Below are 16,950 nucleotides of genomic sequence, written 5' to 3'. Positions count from 1 at the left end.
CGCACTCTCAGCGCTTCGGGGCGCTCCCCTGTCGTTTCCGTTATCCACGCTAGCACCGCTGTGGCAGGATCGGGCCCATGGGTAACCTCGTCGCCAAGCTCGCCACCACCGCCGCCGCGATCGGCGCCAGCGTCGTCGCCCGCAAGATGACCGACGGCACCTGGAAGTTCGTCACCGGCAAGGACTCCCCCAGCAACCCGGAGGACCCGGACATCGACATCAAGGAGGCCATCGCCTTCGCGGTGCTCTCCGGTGCGGTCGTCGGGATGGTGCGCATGCTGGCCAACCGGCAGACCACCAAGGTCGTGGCCAAGGGTCAGGGCAAGAGCTCCAAACAGCTGGCGGACGAGACCAACAAGTGAGTTGACCGGCGGGCACACACCGCCCAGCGGTGCCCGACACGCCCTCACAACCTCCCCACAAATTGCCCGGCGCACCGTTAGTCTCCGCCGTCACATTGCGTACGTCGTCAACCTGCGGCAGTATTGGCTGGTCCCGTCCCTTATGTCGCAGAGGGGTAATGCGTCGTGTCCCAGGAGCAGCCGATCGATCCACGATCAGGCCGTGAGCTGATGGTCCGAGCCCTGTGGGTGCTCACCGACGGCGCCTCGTGGGCCATCGCCGTGCTCCTGGCTCTCTGGACGCGGCTCAGTCTCGACCCGGACCTGCTCACCCAGGCCTCCCCCTGGATCGTCGCGGGTCTGGCGGCCGTCCTGCACGGAGCCATCGGCCTCACGACAGGCCCATACATGGTCCGACACATGCGCGGGAGCTTCGATGAGGTCACCTCTGTCGTCAAAACTGCTCTCATCACTGGGCTGGCCATCATCGCAATCGCTTGGGCGACGCCGGAGGTCTTCCTCCCCCGGTCCGTCGCGGTGCTGGCTCCGGCATTGGCGATCGTGCTGATGCTCGCGGTCCGCTTCACCGTGCGCACCTACCGCTCGCGTCAGGTGGCGCAGAACCCGGACGGTGAGCGTGTCATCGTCCTGGGGGCGGGCCTGGCCGGTCGTCGCCTTATCAGCAACATGCTGCACGACGACCGTTCCGAGTTCGCGCCGGTCGGGCTCCTGGACGATGACCGCTCCAAGCGTCGCCTCAAGATCGAGGGCATCCCCGTCATGGGCACCCGCGGCGACCTGGCCGCCGTGGCCGATCGGACGCAGGCGAAGTATCTTGCCGTGGCCATCCCCCGGGCCGACTCTGACCTTCTGCGGGAGATCCAGGAGCAGGCCCGCGAGGCCGGCCTCCAGGTCAAGACCCTCCCCCCGATCGAGCAGTGGCTGCGGGCGTCCGACCCCCAAGCCACCGATCTGCGCGACATCAACCTCGAGGACCTCCTCGGCCGGCGCGCCGTCGAGCTCGACCAGGAGGCCATTGCCGAGCACCTCACCGGCAAGGTCGTTCTCGTCACCGGGGCCGGAGGTTCAATCGGTTCGGAGCTCTGCCGCCAGATTCAGCGGTTCAACCCCGCACGCCTGGTCATGCTGGACCGTGACGAGTCCGCACTCCACGCCGTCCAGCTGTCGATGACCGGGCGTGGACTGCTCGAGGGTGAGGACCTGCTCCTCGCCGACATCCGAGACGAGGCCCGCTTGCAGGAGGCGTTCGCCGAGATACGCCCGGACGTCGTCTTTCACGCCGCAGCGCTGAAGCACCTCAGCCTGCTTGAGCGCTACCCGCAGGAGGCCTGGCAGACCAATGTCCTCGGCACCCACAACGTCCTCCAGGCCGCAGCGGCTGCAGGCGTCGGCACGTTCGTCAACATCTCCACGGACAAGGCGGCCAGCCCCACGTCCGTTCTTGGCTACTCGAAGCGGATGGCGGAACGCCTGACCGCGCACTACGCAAAGACACAGCCGGGCCGTTACGTCTCGGTGCGCTTTGGCAACGTCCTCGGCTCCCGCGGGTCCGTTATTCCCGCGTTTACCGAGCAGATCCGCCGGGGGGGACCTATCACCGTCACCCACCCCGACGTCCAGCGCTACTTCATGCTCATCCCCGAGGCGTGCCAGCTTGTCCTGCAGGCGGGAGCCATCGGCCGTGACGGACAAGTGATGGTCTTGGACATGGGCACGCCGGTGAAGATCGTTGACGTTGCGCGGGAACTGATATCCCTATCCGGGCGCAACCTGGACATACAATTTACGGGGCTTCGCCCTGGGGAAAAATTGACCGAGGTGCTTTTCACGCTCGGTGAAGAACACCTCCCAACCGACCACCCCCTCATGACGGCCGTGGACGTGCCAAGTCTGCCCCCCACATGCCTAACCGAAGACCTGAACTGGGGAGCGCGGTCCTGATCCCCTTCACGGGGACACCCCTGGAGACATTAGGCACCAGGGGCGCGACCCACTCGTTGCCCGCTAGACTAAGGCCCACGAATGCTCATGCGCCGCGCACCTCACGCCACAAGGAGCTCAGGTGGCTAATCCACTCTTAGTCCCATTCTCTCCCCCAGACATATCAGAAGACGACATTAGGGCCGTGACCGACGTACTACGGTCGGGGTGGATCACGACTGGACCTGTGGCGCAACGACTTGAGGAAGCGATCTCTAGCCGCTGCGGAACCACTGAGACGGTCGTTCTGAACTCCTGTACCGCAGCGCTAGAGATCGCCCTAAGAATTCTTGACATAGGCGACGGCGATGATGTACTCGTCCCTGCCTACACCTACAGCGCATCGGCAGCCGTGGTCGACCACGTCGCTGCCAATATAATTCTTGTGGATAGCGCAGCTGGATCCCCCACCCCCAGCATTGACGATTTTTTGACCGCCCTAACACCGCGCACTAAGGCCGTCATCACAGTAGACATTGGCGGCGTCCCCTACCCGTCCGACCGGCTACGCGACGCCCTCGCCACAACTAAGTTTACCCCCGCGTCGGACATGCAGGCGGCCCTGGGGCGGCCGGCAGTGATCACCGACGCTGCCCACTCTCTGGGGGCAGTCCGCAACCACCAGAACTCAGGATCCCTGGGCGACTTCACGGCGTTCTCGTTTCACGCCGTAAAAAATCTCACCACTGCCGAAGGCGGCGCATTGACCTGGAGGAGCGATCTTCCAGCAGAACAAGCAGCCATGGCAGCCAAGATCAGGCGGCTAGCGCTCCACGGGCAGAGCAAGGATGCTCTGGCGAAGTCACGGGCAGGAGCCTGGGATTATGACGTCGTGGAACTCGGCTACAAACTGAACATGCCAGATACGTTAGCAGCGCTCGGACTATCGCAGCTCAGCCGATACGACGCGTCACTTCGACGTAGACACGAACTTATTTCGATCTACACATCGGCGTCGCCGAACGTCGAATTTATGCCACATGATGGACCTGGCATGAAGTCGAGCGCGCATCTTTGCATAACGCGCTTGCCATCTCATCGCACCGATGAGCGCGACAAGATAATCGGGGATCTGGGCACCCAAGGGATCGCCGCCAACGTGCATTATAAACCCCTCCCTTTAATGACTGCATACCAGCGACATGGACACACGATCGCCTCCACACCCAACGCCATGGACTACTACCGAAGCGAAGTCACGCTCCCTCTATTCACAAGCATGACGGATGAACAGGCGGAGTATGTCATTGATCGCTACTCTCGTCTAGTCATGCCGTGAGAGCCCGCGAGGGAGCACGGGCCCAACTCTCGCCGCCCACCCGAACCACCCACCCAAGGACAAACAAGGTCGGTCTGCGGACGCAGGAAGCACCGGGACAACGAACCTCCACACCAGGATCAGGAAGAGTTGCCGAAATGCCCGCCCCACTACGGTTCCAGCGGAAACCAAGAGAACGCGCACGCTGCCCACGATCACGGGGTCACGCACTCCCGCCCCAGGGGCCAACCGGACGCCCCAAGACGCTCGCGATCGAGGCGCACGAGAGAGCTATTTTCACCTTTCGATCACACTTCTTAGATGAGTTGATCGCCGAAGGACACACGATAACAGTCGCCGCACCGCGCTTCACTCAATCGCAACGCCGCCTCCTTAAACGCAAGGGCATTCGGCCAAGAAGGTTTTTCCTCAGCCGGCGGAGCACAAACCCGCTCAAGGAGGTTCTATCCGTGGTTATGCTTTCGCGGATTTTGATGCAAGAATCCGCTGACATCGTATACTGCTTTGGCCCCAAGCCAGTCATGTATGGGGGGCTGGCACTCCGGATGTTGCGTACATCGCCCCACGGCGTTGCCGTCATCACGGGCCTAGGCATCGGCTTCAATGCGAATAGCAGAGGGATCGTGCCGTCGCTACAGAGACATTTGTATCGCCGTGCGCTACCCAGTTTTCATCGCATCATATTTCAAAACTCTGATGATAATGACCTTTTCCACTCGATGGGATTAATTCCTCCAGATTCGTTGACTGACATCGTCCGCGGATCAGGCGTAGACACCGATTCGTATCCCCAGTGGCCCCTTCAGTCGCCACCCATTAGTTTCGTATTCGTGGGCCGATTCCTTAAATCCAAAGGGCTTGTTGAACTACTCCGGGCTGCCAGGTCGTTGCACCAGTCCGGCGCCGATTTCCGCCTGCGCTTGGTCGGATGGCACGACCTCGGCCACTCGGACAGCATCACCGAGGCTGAATTGTCAGGGCTCGTCGACGGCCTCCCAGAGGTGGAACTCTGTGGGCATCTGAGCGATGTACGAGACGCGCTGGCAAATAGTCATGTGTTCATTCTCCCGTCGCACAGGGAGGGGCTTTCCAGAAGCACGCTCGAGGCAATGTCTATGGGGCGGGCGATTATCACGTCGAACGCGCCGGGATGCAGGGATGTTATAGTCGACGGAGAGAGTGGCATCGTCGTCCCCGTCAAAGACGTCGCCAAACTTACGGAAGCAATGGAGGTCTACATCTCGTCGCCGAAGTTAGTCCAGACGCACGGTGTAGCGGCCAGGACGCGAGCCCGAGCCTTATTCGATGTCCGTGCCGTGACAGGTCAGTTAATTGCACATGCGTGGCGTTCGAGCGGCGCAGGTACGGGTGCTACCCCGCCTCCAAGTATGCACTCACAACCGCGAATGATCGCCGCTTCTTCGCAGAGGAAGGGAGAACCGTGACAATGGGCCGTGTCGCCGGTAGGCCGTTTTCTGGAGCATCAAGCTTCTACGCCCGCCGGGGGAAGCGTATTTGCGATCTCGGATTGGCCTTGATTTTGAGCCCCTTCAGCGCGGTCGTCATCGGTTTGCTGGCCCCGACTATCAAGCTGAAGGATGGTGGACCCGTCTTCCACAAGGCCACTCGTGTCGGGTTACATGGAGCCCCCTTTACCATGTTTAAACTGAGGACGATGCAGGTCGACGCGCCGGATTTGCGCAACCCCGATGGTTCTACATACAGCGGACCCAACGACCCTCGCGTAACACACCTAGGGAACTTCTTGCGCAAGACGAGTCTTGATGAGTTGCCGCAAGTTTTTAACGTGTTTCGGGGAGACATGAGTTTTGTGGGTCCAAGGCCGGATTTGATTGAGCAAGCCATGTACTACGATGACCTGACGCGTAAGAAATTGACTGTTCGGCCTGGAGTCACGGGCTACAACCAGGCCTACTTCAGGAATTCCATCCCCTGGTCGGAACGGTTGGGTAATGACGTGTTCTACGCCCGTAATGTGTCTGTGCTTTTCGATCTGCGGATTCTATTGAGAACGTTTGTGTCGCTGGTCACCCCAGTGGGTATCGCTCGAGTACATCAGACATCCCGTGGAGACTCGAATGTCGCAACCTAGCGCGACCCTCTTTCTCGGAGGCGCGGTTGGCATCTGCGCACTTAAGGCGGTGGCTGATAGTCAATTTCGCATCGACACCGTGATACTCGACCGCCCGCACGCCCACGAAGACCCCGGCGACTGGGACAGAATCAAGCGTCTGTGTGTGCGTTTAGGGATTTCAATTATCTCCAATTCCGCAGATGCCTTGGACGCTTGGCAGCGGACAACGAGTTCTCAGTACTTGATGAGTTTTGGCTATCGTCGTATGATTTCAAGGGAGCTCCGAAACGCGGTAAGCAAAGGTTCTCTCGGGACGCACTTTGCGCCATTGCCCCGCTACCGAGGTTTCGCGCCTCTTCACTGGGCGATAATCAATGGGGAACCGGAGTGGGCCATAAGTCTTTTTATATTGCAGGACGAGGTGGACTCGGGCCCTATCGTCGCTTCCAGTCCTATCCTGATTGGACCCCGCGACGACATCAATACTTTGTACTCTAAGTCTCTGAAAGTGTTGAAAGATCTTCTTGACGAGGTTCTTCCGCACCTAGACAAGGCTATTGCAACTGCTATCCCGCAGAACGAAGATCTCGCTACGTATGGGTGCGCACGAAACCCCTCGGATAGTCGAGTCGACTGGCGGGATTCATCAGCCCGAATCGATCGTCTTGTCCGCGCTGTAGCACCGCCATTCCCGGGCGCGTTCTGCTTCTTGGAAGGCACAAAAATTGTGTTGGTCGAGTGCGAGCCGGTCGCGGGGCCCATTTTTGAGGGTCACGTGCCGGGTCGCGTCGGGCGCATTTCTTCGAAAGGCGTCGAGGTGTTATGTGGACTTGGTGAAGCTTTGCTCATCCGTACGATCCTAGTTGACGGCGTCCTAAAGCCCGCACACGACGTTATCCGGTCGCCACGACAGACGTTGACCTGAATGTACTGACCGTGTAGTGTGATCAACCGGGTGACGGGGGCCGGGTCCCGCAGGCGGTGTGGGGTCGGTGCACAGGGGCGGAACTGTCACTACCCCGTGTGACGAGCGGGTTCGTGGCTGCTGGCCGCCGATTCTGCGCACTAGTCCGGCTCTTCAACTTTGCGCGTGGTGGGGGGCCCTGAAGTAGGGCTCGCGGCCCTGCGCCAACATGGTGTTGTCTTGGCATCCAATGAGCGAGGACCGCGAGCGTGCACCAGCCTACGTTCGGCGTCGATGCGGCGTCGATCCTGTTCAACCTGTCCGGCTACCGAGTCCTCTCGGCCAGTCCTGCCGTCGGCGATGAGCAGCCGCGGCAGGTGCTGATCGAGACGACCACGACTGAGGGCGCCTGCCCCTCTCCTGCGGGGTACTGTCCTCTCGGGTCCAGGCCCGGCCCACTCGGCGCGTGAAGGTCGTGCCGTGCGGCGGGCAGCGGCTCGACGTGCTCGTGAGCAAGCGCCGCTACGCCTGCACCGAGGCGCTGTGCCCACGACGGTCGTTCACCGAGGAGACCGACCAGCTGCCCGCCGCGGGCGAGGGTGACGCCGCGGCTGGTCGAGCGGGTGATCACGGTCTGTCGGGCCGAGCCGCGCGCGGTGTCCCGGGCCTGAGTTGTGACGTTTTAGTTGCACCCCGGGGTTGAGGTAGTTCAGGAGTTCGCGCGCCTCGTCGGGGATCTGGGGGTCGACGGTGATCTGGTGGCCGCCGACGGTGATGGTGGCGGTGCGCAGCGGCCGGAGGGTGTTGAGGATCTTCTTGATCGAGGCTCCGGTGCGTTGCTGGGCCTCGCGGGAGATCGCCAGCGCGGCGAAGACGATGGTCAGTTGCGCCTCGATCGAGTCGCGCAGGTGGTGAAAGATCGGCCGGGCTCGCAGGTCGGACTTGACCATCCGGAAGGAGCGTTCGACCTGGTACAGGTCCTGGTAGGCGGCCACGACCGCGGGGCCGTCCATCTGCTCGAGGCCGATGTTGGTGACGTTGAAGCGCCCCGGGTTTGATGCCGCTCCTGTTTGAGTACAGGAGGAGAAGCACCATGCCGAGGAAGATCGATCCGGAGCTTCGTGCCCGGGCGGTGCGTCTGTTCAGGGAGCATCAGCAGGACTACGCCACGGTGACCGAGGCGATGACCGCGGTCGCCAACCAGCTGGGGGTGGCGCGGGAGTCGGTGCGTCGCTGGGTCACCCAGGCCCAGGTCGACGCCGGTGAACGTCCCGGCGTCTCCAGTGCCGAGCATGAGGAGATCAAGCGCCTCAAGGCCGAGAACCGGCGGCTGCGCGAGGACGTGGCGATCCTGAAGGCGGCCACGAGTTTCTTCGTGGGGGAGCTCGACCCCCGCAACCGCTGATCATGGGCTTCATCGACACCATGAGGGCCCAGGGCCACGCGGCCCGGGTCGGTCTGCCGGGTCCTGCGCGAGCAGGGCTGCCAGATCGCCGCACGGACCTACCGCAGCTGGAGGTGCACCACCCGGGTGCTGGCCGCGCGCACGGTCACCGACGCCCAGGTCGTGGACGCCGTGCGGGACATCGCCTGGAGGACCGACCGTCACGGCTGGCGCAAGCTGACCCCTGAAGGCCTGTACGGGCGTCGGAAGATGACCGCCTACGTGCGCCGCACCGTCCTTCCTGATGCCTCGGCCGGGGCGGTGGACCGGGCCATGACCATCCTGGGCCTGTCCGGGGTACGCCGCGACAAGGTCGTGCGGACCACGATCCCTGCACCGGATGGGTTCACGGTGGCGCCAGGAGAACTACTTCCGCTACGCCCGCACCCACCTGTGGGTTGCTCCAGCGTTCGTGTCCGGTTTCGGGCTGAGGATCAAGCAACATCTGTACGGTCTTCGTGACACCTGTAGGAGGGTGCGCGATGAGCACGAGCGATGCCTCGGTCCCGAGGAAGCGTCGGCCGAAGAAGGTCCTGTCAGCGTCGGCGAAGTACGAGATCTGGTTGCAGCTGGTCCGAGGTGAGGCCACGATCGGGCAGGCCGCGACCAGCGCCGGGGTGGACCGGTCCACGATCATCCGGGTGCGGCAGGTCGCCAAGGACGGTGCCCTCACGGCGCTGGCCGCCTCCCGTCCTGGGACACCGGGCAAGAGCGCCCGAGACGTGGAGCTGGAGGAGGCCAACGCCGAGATCGACCGACTCGGCGAGGCGGTCAAGGAGCTGGCGGTCAAGCTGACCCTGCTGGAGAAAAAAGGGGGGCTGGACTGATGCCCATGGCCCCGGTGCCGGCCCGCGTCGACGCGGCCACCAAGACAGTCCTGCTCGAGGCCGTTAACCACGCGCTGGAGGCAGGCTGGCCGTTGGTGAAGGCCTGCGCCGTGCTTGGGCTGGAGGAACGCCGGGCCCGCCGCTGGACCCGGCGCAAGGACACCGGGACCCCGTTGGTCGACGCCCGCCCAGGTGCCTCCCTGAACGCGCTGACGCCGGCGGAGATCGAAGCCATCGTGTCCGCGTTCGAGACCTTCGGGGATAAGGACTTCTCCCACCGGCGCCTGGCCCACCGCGGCTCCTACGAGGACCTGTTCTGGGCCTCCCCGTCCACCGTGCGACGCGTCCTGAACGATCATGACCTGCGGTTTCGTCACCCTCCACGCCCACCACGCGGTGAACGGCGACCGTTCCCGGACTGGGCCACGTACACCCCGAACTCGATCTGGATCTACGACTCGACGCACTTCCCGCGTGCCGGGATGGCGGTGCTGATCATCGAGGACCTGGTCTCGCGCAAGTGGCTGACCCACGTCGTCTCGGCGCAGGAAACACACACCCAGGTCCGCCTCGCCTTCGAGCAGGCCCTGGACGCCGAAGGGCTGCTCGAGGCGGCCCTGGACCGCGCCGAAGCTATCGGCGCACCCCTGGGCCTGGACGGGGTCGACGAGGCCACCCCGCTGCTGCTGGCTGTCTCGGACAACGGCTCGCAGATGATCGCGGGCCACACCCGCAAGTTCATGGCCATGGTCGCCATCGCCCAGCACTTCGGCCGGCCCGCCACCCCGACCGACCAGGCCTGGATCGAGTCCCTCAACGGCACCCTGATCTGGTGGGTCGTGATCGTCCGGATGCGCTTCCACCAGCCGACCATCGACTACGTGACCCGACGCACCGCCGAAGGCCTGTCCAAGCGCGACATCATCCGCTGCCTGAAGAGGTACCTCGCCCGCGAGATTTACCAGGCGGTCATGACCGACCACCGTGCCCGGCAACGCACAGCTCCAGCACCCCTCGACCGCCAGTCTTGACCTATAGGGGCGTCAACGCGCTCATGGAGACGATCAACGGCCTGTACAAGGCCGAGTGCATCCGCACCACCGTCTTCCACGACGGCCCCTACAAGACCATCGCCGACGTCGAGTACGGGACCGCCGGCTGGGTCGACTGGTACAACAACCGCCGGCTCCACTCGACCCTAGGCAACGTCCCACCGGCCGAGTACGAGCAGGACCACTACGCGCACTCAACCCCGAGCCTCAGCCCACATGAGAGCGGCAGAGAACCTGGGGCGCTTCAGGTCGAGGGTGGGGCCACTTCAAAGCACCACTAAACCCCCAAGTGGGGCCACTTCAGACTGGCACACTCACTTCCTCCCATGACAGCATGGGACGAGGGGCTCCTTCGAGTAGGCGTGTGGTCAGAGACCGCCATCATCGAAGGAGCCCCGCCCGTCCCCGGATGGGGCCACAGGGTGGGGAATTTCAGTGAGCAGAACTGGGGAGATTCACCTGAGCGCCGGCAACATCCACCCCTCCGGGTACGACACGATCATCCCCAAGACGCTGGCCACCGCCGCCGCCGACCGGCTTCTGCACCACGCCCACGTCACCATGACCGAGGGCACCTCACTCCGCCTCGGCGAGGCCACCACCGGACGAGGAGTGATCCCCTTGACCTAACCGCTCGAGGGAGATCAGCTGACCACGGACAGGGAGATGAACTGTCCGCCAGCAAGGTGATTTACTGTCCGGCTACAGGGAAGTCCCACTGTCCCTTGACACCAGGTGAGAACCGCGGACAACCTGGGGCATTTCACCCTCATCTCCGCAGCCACGACGGTTGTCCAACAGTTCTATTTCCAAACTCTCCGCACGAGCCATCTGCACTCCGCCGACTTCCACCAGGCGGCCACACCCATCACGACGATCGCGGCCATCGTCACCGCACCTTCGGCAACCGGACCAATTACTCCCCAGAAACCGCCGAGATCCAATGGTCGAACAACTGCGTACGCACCAATCACCGTCGCGGTCCAACCAAGCATACGGAGGAAGAATGGACCCACTGGAAGGTTCAACGCGTGTCGATGGACAACCCAAGGGTCGAACCAAAGAGGGACTAAGCAGTAAGCTAACGCCCACCCCCCTAGGAATCCATGTATCTCCAAGAAGGTACCGCCCAGCCAGGCCAGGACTACAACAAGTATCGCTAGGAAAAGTGGCCGCAACTGACCTTGCTGGAACAGTCCGAACGCGTCTCTAAACACGTTGGAGATTCTCGTAACACCCTGCAAGAAAAACACCAGACACAAACCCAAAACAGCCCGAGCGTCAAGGAGATACTCAGCCCCAATCCACGCGACCACAAAACCGTTCAGCGAATCAAACAGCCCTGCAGCAGCAGCCCCCAAGATCAGCACTGCGGCGAATGACACACCACGGTAGGCCTCCGACTTTCGCTCAACTCGCGCCTTGGCATTTAAGGCGCCCAGACTCGGCGTCAAAGCAGCAAACCCTTTCCGAATGACGTTCTGCAGTGCATGAACCAGCATGTGATAGTTGCTGAAGACACCGAGAGTGACGACTCCAAACAACCCAGCCATGAGCAACAGCGGCGCGCCAGCGATAACAACCCCTGCGACGCGAAAAATGGCTACGGCCCTGACGTCACGCCACAAATCGCGTCTCGCCTCAGGACCCAACGTCTTGGACTCTTCCCGAACGAAAGGAAGGCGCCGCCTCACCAAAGCCCACATGACTAGACCCTGAGCAAGCGGAATAACTGGCTGCAGAGCCAGATAGGCAACAAAACCGCGACCACTCAACAGTACATAACCTTGAGCTACGCTAACGACCACCGTTACGACGGCCAACGATGCAGCTACCAGATACTCACTTTGATCTGCAATCAACAAGGCACTGTAGTGAGCGAAAACATAGGTCACGATTGTCGCTGCAAGGTACAGCAGGAACAGCAGACTGACACTCTCCTGCACCTGAGGCACGTTGCCTATAAACCAGCCGATGATGGGGAGACTCAGCAGCCCGAGAACTACAATTCCCCCCGCTAACCCGAAATTTATCCGCTTCAACAGATTGTAGTACCCCGAAACTGCCGCTTTTTCACCCTTGGCAAGGGTTGCATATAAACGAAACGCGATAGCCGTACCAATACCCAACTCGGCGGCAGATAGAATATTTGTTAAGCTGGTGAACAGCCCGTTCAGCCCCAGATACTCGACGTCTAGAGACCTCACGAAGGCGGTCCGCACACCAAATGCACAACCTAGTATAATGATGTAGGAGGCAAGCGCAGCAAAAACATTCCGCGAAACCCCTCTCACGACGATGCCCCGGCCGTCATTGAATCTTCACCTCGACCCCTACCATGGTCGGGAGATTCAGAAAGCAACCGTCTGAACTCTGCATCCAAGACAAAGGCAAGCAAAGCCAGAGGCAGTATCCGGAACCGTTGATACATGTCGGTACCTGTCAAGAGGTTGAAAGAGAATACAATCAGAAACGAAAGAGCGAGACCAGCAAGGGGACTGGGCTGCGCAAATCTACCCATCCTGAGACTTAGCGTTGCCTGGGTTGTTAGGATCAGAATTAGACCAAGCAGCCCGAATGCACCCGCCTCGACCCATATCAGGAGATAAGTGTTATGCACGTTGATGCCGAAGGCATCCGCAAACCAACCCGCCCCACGGCCCAATAGTGGGTTCCTCGCAAGTTCTCCCAATGCCACCCGAACAATCGCCAGCTTTTGTTCAAAGCTACCGGCAGACTCAATATCCCCCGCGAGCAAAGTCTCATAGACTCGCGTCGTGAAGACAGAGGTGTTGAGCCCTAGGACACGAACGCCTAGCCAAACTAGACCAGCCGTCAGAACCATCACCGCGAAGAGAACGCGCCGAACCTTAGGTCCGCGCACCAGCAGCAGAATGGAAACCAGGCCAACCGCTAGCGCAAGAGCCCCGCCATTACTGGCAGTAAGGACAAGCCCAAAGAGCAACGTCACCAAGACGACCGCACCGCTACGGACATCGAACCTCTTCGAGACGATGAGAAGTATGACTATCGGCACCATAGAGGCTATCAACTTGGCCAGTCCATTGGATCCTATGAACGCCCCGAATCGCCTTTCAGAAGTCGAGTACAAGCCGAGCGACGACAAGGTTCCGTGCATTCCCGGAAAATACGTTTGGATAACAGCTCCAGCTACCACGGATGCGGTCAATCCCAGGACGAACGTCCGCAACAGAAGTAGATGGTCCATTTGGCCGTATCTAGCGATAAGCCATGGAAGGTAAGCAAAGACGAACGCCAACTGAAGGCCATTAGTCACCGAGTCCATGGCTGGGGCACTTCCATTAAATAGTGCCCCTGAAAAGTATCCGACAAGAATCATGTACAGACCTAATACCCAAAACGGCCCGAACGGATTCCGGGACGGTCCGACGTCGGCACGCCGGAATACCAACATCCCACAGACGAGGAACAGGAGATCGGCCAGTGTCAAATAAGCGAACGGCAGGCGGAGCGCATCAAACGGAGTCATGAAAACTGCTCCATGGAGGCACAAAACGGGGACATTCGTTCCGCGACCCCCATCCTTCACTTTGATCCCCGTTGCAGGAGCCAGCGATCTCGCACATACACTAGGCTACCGATAAGAAAGCAGGCGACGTCCTCGGCCGATGGACGATGCGATTGGGTCGTGATTCCCCATTGATGGTGCTTAGAGTGATGCGAGAACCGGACAAGATTTATCTTGGTTCGAAATACAGCCTTTCGGGGATTGCCTAGGCTCGGGAGGATCTTGTCGAGGTACTCAGAATAGTAGAGCGTTGCTCCGCGTGCGTTAGCGCAACGCAACGAGATCGCTTGGGAGCTCAGGCCGTCGTCTTGGTACTCGACGTGCTTGATAACCCTATTCACGAACCGAAACGTGTGGTGTAGTCCGATCCGGTTCCACACCAGGGATTCAGCTATCCACTTCTCACCAGAGAGAACAGGGTAGGGGTACTTCTTCATGATGTCAGTACGGACGCACTGACTTTTGTCACCCGTCACTTCAAACAGTTCACGACATGCCGCATGTGTGCTATGTACTGGCGCATTAGGAAAGGGACGTCCAAGGACGCGGCCCGTGCCGTAGTCAAGGCAGAGGCCGACCACACCGGCACACTTGGACTTGTCGCCCTCAATGCTGCCCCACTCTTCATGGAGACGCCTCAAGCCATCCGCATCAAGGATGTCGTCTGAGTCGACGGTCTTGAACATGAAGCCCCTCGCCATCGCCACGCCGGCGTTGCGGGCACTAGGCTTCCCCATATTCGGCTGATACAGATACCGCACCGGTTGTTTAAGCTTGTCTCTCCACTCGTCAACAACTTGCCTAGTGCCATCCGTCGAGCCGTCGTCGACGAAGACAACCTCGAAGTCCGTGAAACTTTGAGCGCCTAAGCTGCGGAAAAGCCTGGGAAGCGTCTTCTCTCGATTGTAGGATGGAATGAAGACGGTGAAGAACGGCTGTTTTTTACAGTCAGACATATCCTAAATCCCTGTTTCTGGACCCGGCAAATGCATCACCGTACGTGCTTCTTCTACCGTGGCAAAGAACGTAATCGAAAGGCGTTCTTCCACCCAGGAGGTGGTGGCCGGCCACGCTAGTCACTCCGATCCTTAAGCTTGATCTTCGAGCTCGAAAGGTTGATCCAATCTCCCATACGAAGCTCCCATTCCTCTGGTTCCACCGTACCGGATGCGCCTGCTGGAAAGAAGGTAATTTCACCAAAGTAGATCCGTTGGTCCACCTCATACAGGTCGACTCTGCAAAAGACAAATGGACGAGATAGTCTCGCCGCGATTGCCTGCATTTCTTCGAGTATAGGCTTGGGTGGCAGGACGTAGTCAGGGTTCACTGCAAAGTCGCTCCGCTTGAACGACTGGAGGTCAAAGTCCATGTCATAGATGTTTGTATATCGGTTCTGTGTTTCATGCCGACCATCCCGCCTGGCGAGACCTTCGGAATAGTAGAGCAGACGCGGCTCTCCATCAAAGCACATGAATTTGAAGTCGTTAGGAAGCGATCCACTAGAGTCCCTTAACACTTCCTCGCAGACCAATCTAGGAGGGATATCTTTGTAGTTCCATTCCCTGGACTGCCAGAAGTAGTTAGCCTTCAAAGCAGACTTGAAGAACTTGCGAAATTTGCGCCGGGCCACAGGTGCACTGTTGTCGACGATCAGGTTTCCCCCACTGCCGTGCGTTGTTTTAAAGAACAACTCCTTCTTGGGGAGTTTTGCGAAGTCGACAGCGTTCGGACTTTCATAAACTCCGTACTGCTCACTTAGGATGTGCTGGTACCCTTCGCGCGCAACGTACTCTCTAACGGCGCTCTTATCTGAACACAATGTCATTAGCGGATCCCTATTGTTCAACTTTAGCCACCAGAGCTTTTCGTTGAACCCCCGAGGATCCTTCAGGTTTAACGGTTCGCCCGTCCGTTCACGATAGCGTATGTGGGCAACGATGTGGTCGGGAAGCTTTTTGGACAATCCGACTCGAAAATGGTTGGCCGTCTGATATGCCGCATGCCCCACAGACGTCTGCATCAGTCGATTCCGAGTTTTCGTCTTGATCTTCTTGTATGACTTCATGACCTTCCTTTCTTCCTGTTGCCGGGCGCGGCGCGGGCGACGGCTTCAGCGTAAATGGCCTCGTGCGCACTCACGACAGCCTGTGGGGAAAACGCTGAGCGTAATTTATTCGCAGCCGCATTTGCCCGATCCGCAGCTAAAGCCGGATCCTCCAGCACATTCTTTATCGCTTGAAGCAGCAAATCTGGGCGACCTGGGGGTACAGTCGTCACGTCCTGACCGAAAACGGCAGCGAGTCCTCCCGAGTCAGTTGCGACCACCGGCATTTTTCGAGCGATGGCTTCTAGGATGGCGTTGCTCATACCCTCGGAATCTGAGCTATGGACCAGGATTGATCCGGGCGCGAGACCATCAAATGGCATTTCCTTATAGCCCGCAAACTCCACTGTGACGTGTTCGGGTAGTAGCGCCGACCTGTCGACTAGTCGGGATTTTTCTGGGCCGTCGCCGATGATCATAAGGTGACAGGGGGATGGCATGTTCGCCAAAGCGTCCAGCAACATGTCATGTCGCTTTATCTTTTTCAACACTCCAATAGATACTAGGGTTGCAGCGCCTGGGGCCTTTCCTCGCTTGAGAGCGCCCGGTGTCGCTATGTTTAATGGGGTGGCATTAGTGTCGACAATATTTGGCACGATTTTGTAGCGACCATTGGGCAACCCGTATTCTTGAATCCAGTAATCTCGGACTTCCGTGCTATTGCAAAGGATGGTCCTGGTTCTTCGGGCCGCATACTTTTCCAAGCTTCTGAGGGTCGGTTTGCCGTTTAGGTGAATCCCCAGGTTTCGCCGCCAGGCGACGACGGGAAGCGCCCTCGAAGAGGTCGCGAGGATGGGTGCGATTGTGTATGCTCGGGCCATGGCAGCGTGGGCCACATCGTACTGGTCTGAATTCAGGTGTCGGAGCATGTAGAAAAGCATCCTCATCCACCGGAGCATGTTTCTGGGAGTGAGCCGTCGTTCAATGTGAAAGTGAACGTCCGCGTTCACGCCGTGGAAATTGTTGTGGCCTTCGAGAACAGCCAGGGTCACCGTGTGCCCCCGTCTCCGTAGCTCTTCTACAAGTCGAGCGGCCTGCTTTTCTGTTCCTCCTGCGCCATCGCCTCCCAGTAGAAACAGTATGCGGAGACTGGCCGTGGGCGGGATGCAAATTGCAGTTCCGGGCCCAATGTCCCCTTCGCAAGGTTCCTCATTTGTCGGTGCCATTTCAATCACAGCCGGGTGACCTTCTCCCCCTCGGTGGCCTTGCCGCGGGTGTCGAAGAAGGCCTGCGAGGCGGAGGCGAGAGCGTCGACGTCGTACTCACGGTGGTTCTGCACCAGGATGCTCAGGTCCGCCTGCGCGACCGCCGCGGCGGCGTCCTGGACCCGGACGGCCTCTGGCACCGAGGTCC

13 protein-coding genes and 5 pseudogenes are annotated in these 16,950 nt (G+C 60.0%); 11 read left to right on the top strand and 7 right to left on the bottom strand.

Annotation, left to right across the window (positions count from 1 at the left end; translation table 11 throughout):
* The first annotated feature begins 77 nt into the window (after nt 1–77).
* From FJR00_RS01540 to FJR00_RS16630, 6 genes are all read left to right on the top strand, one after another.
* Complete coding sequence (locus tag FJR00_RS01540; protein ID WP_141337179.1) at nt 78–362, top strand: DUF4235 domain-containing protein; 285 nt, start codon at nt 78–80, stop codon at nt 360–362.
* 165 nt (nt 363–527) lie between these two features.
* Nucleotides 528–2,303: a polysaccharide biosynthesis protein gene (locus FJR00_RS01535; protein WP_238330244.1), complete on the top strand. Its 1,776-nt coding sequence runs from the start codon at nt 528–530 to the stop codon at nt 2,301–2,303.
* Between the two features lie 121 nt (nt 2,304–2,424).
* A complete protein-coding gene (locus FJR00_RS01530) occupies nt 2,425–3,621 on the top strand; it encodes a DegT/DnrJ/EryC1/StrS family aminotransferase (RefSeq protein ID WP_141337178.1) in 1,197 nt (398 codons plus the stop codon).
* Nucleotides 3,622–3,758: 137 nt separating this feature from the next.
* Nucleotides 3,759–5,066, top strand: a complete 1,308-nt coding sequence (locus FJR00_RS16635) for a glycosyltransferase family 4 protein (RefSeq protein WP_420359008.1) — start codon at nt 3,759–3,761, stop codon at nt 5,064–5,066.
* Nucleotides 4,964–5,734: a sugar transferase gene (locus FJR00_RS01520; protein WP_238330242.1), complete on the top strand. Its 771-nt coding sequence runs from the start codon at nt 4,964–4,966 to the stop codon at nt 5,732–5,734. The genes FJR00_RS16635 and FJR00_RS01520 overlap by 103 nt, the downstream gene beginning before the upstream one ends.
* Nucleotides 5,721–6,641 carry a methionyl-tRNA formyltransferase gene (locus FJR00_RS16630; protein WP_141337175.1) on the top strand — a complete coding sequence of 307 codons (921 nt, stop codon included), beginning with the start codon at nt 5,721–5,723 and terminating at the stop codon, nt 6,639–6,641. Before FJR00_RS01520 ends, FJR00_RS16630 begins: the two co-directional genes overlap by 14 nt.
* 668 nt (nt 6,642–7,309) lie before the next feature.
* Here the strand turns inward: FJR00_RS16630 and FJR00_RS01510 are convergent.
* A pseudogene (locus FJR00_RS01510) lies at nt 7,310–7,657 on the bottom strand (IS1634 family transposase); the annotation flags it as partial.
* A 56-nt stretch (nt 7,658–7,713) separates the two neighbouring features.
* Between FJR00_RS01510 and FJR00_RS16165 the strand changes: the two are divergent.
* The 5 genes and pseudogenes from FJR00_RS16165 to FJR00_RS01480 all read left to right on the top strand — a co-directional run.
* A pseudogene (locus FJR00_RS16165) lies at nt 7,714–8,436 on the top strand (transposase family protein); the annotation flags it as partial.
* 110 nt (nt 8,437–8,546) lie between these two features.
* The gene (locus tag FJR00_RS01500) at nt 8,547–8,891 is read left to right on the top strand and encodes a hypothetical protein (RefSeq protein WP_141337173.1); all 345 of its coding nucleotides are present in this window, start codon (nt 8,547–8,549) and stop codon (nt 8,889–8,891) included.
* 839 nt (nt 8,892–9,730) lie between these two features.
* A pseudogene (locus FJR00_RS16625) lies at nt 9,731–9,922 on the top strand (IS110 family transposase); the annotation flags it as partial.
* A 14-nt stretch (nt 9,923–9,936) separates the two neighbouring features.
* Nucleotides 9,937–10,163, top strand: a pseudogene (locus tag FJR00_RS16620) (integrase core domain-containing protein); the annotation flags it as partial.
* Between the two features lie 215 nt (nt 10,164–10,378).
* Entirely contained in the window at nt 10,379–10,573 is a 195-nt protein-coding gene (locus FJR00_RS01480) for a hypothetical protein (RefSeq protein ID WP_272949562.1), read from the top strand.
* 173 nt (nt 10,574–10,746) lie between these two features.
* Here FJR00_RS01480 and FJR00_RS01475 read toward each other — a convergent pair whose 3' ends face one another.
* The 6 genes and pseudogenes from FJR00_RS01475 to FJR00_RS01450 form a co-directional block, all read right to left on the bottom strand.
* The gene (locus FJR00_RS01475) at nt 10,747–12,165 is read right to left on the bottom strand and encodes a lipopolysaccharide biosynthesis protein (RefSeq protein ID WP_141337171.1); all 1,419 of its coding nucleotides are present in this window, start codon (nt 12,163–12,165) and stop codon (nt 10,747–10,749) included.
* A 68-nt stretch (nt 12,166–12,233) separates the two neighbouring features.
* Nucleotides 12,234–13,454 carry an O-antigen ligase family protein gene (locus FJR00_RS01470; RefSeq protein ID WP_141337170.1) on the bottom strand — a complete coding sequence of 407 codons (1,221 nt, stop codon included), beginning with the start codon at nt 13,452–13,454 and terminating at the stop codon, nt 12,234–12,236.
* 56 nt (nt 13,455–13,510) lie between these two features.
* Nucleotides 13,511–14,449 carry a glycosyltransferase family 2 protein gene (locus tag FJR00_RS01465; RefSeq protein ID WP_141337169.1) on the bottom strand — a complete coding sequence of 313 codons (939 nt, stop codon included), beginning with the start codon at nt 14,447–14,449 and terminating at the stop codon, nt 13,511–13,513.
* Nucleotides 14,450–14,565: 116 nt separating this feature from the next.
* Nucleotides 14,566–15,558, bottom strand: coding sequence for an ATP-grasp fold amidoligase family protein (locus FJR00_RS01460; protein ID WP_141337168.1), 993 nt, complete (start codon nt 15,556–15,558; stop codon nt 14,566–14,568).
* Nucleotides 15,555–16,763 (bottom strand): glycosyltransferase, encoded by a 1,209-nt coding sequence (locus FJR00_RS01455; RefSeq protein ID WP_238330266.1) that lies wholly within the window; start codon nt 16,761–16,763, stop codon nt 15,555–15,557. The genes FJR00_RS01460 and FJR00_RS01455 overlap by 4 nt, the downstream gene beginning before the upstream one ends.
* Nucleotides 16,764–16,768: 5 nt before the next feature.
* A pseudogene (locus FJR00_RS01450) lies at nt 16,769–16,950 on the bottom strand (nucleotide sugar dehydrogenase); the annotation flags it as partial.

The organism is Ornithinimicrobium kibberense (genome assembly GCF_006519705.1).
Classification (GTDB): domain Bacteria; phylum Actinomycetota; class Actinomycetes; order Actinomycetales; family Dermatophilaceae; genus Ornithinicoccus; species Ornithinicoccus kibberensis.
This window is presented reverse-complemented; position numbering and strand designations above follow the sequence as displayed.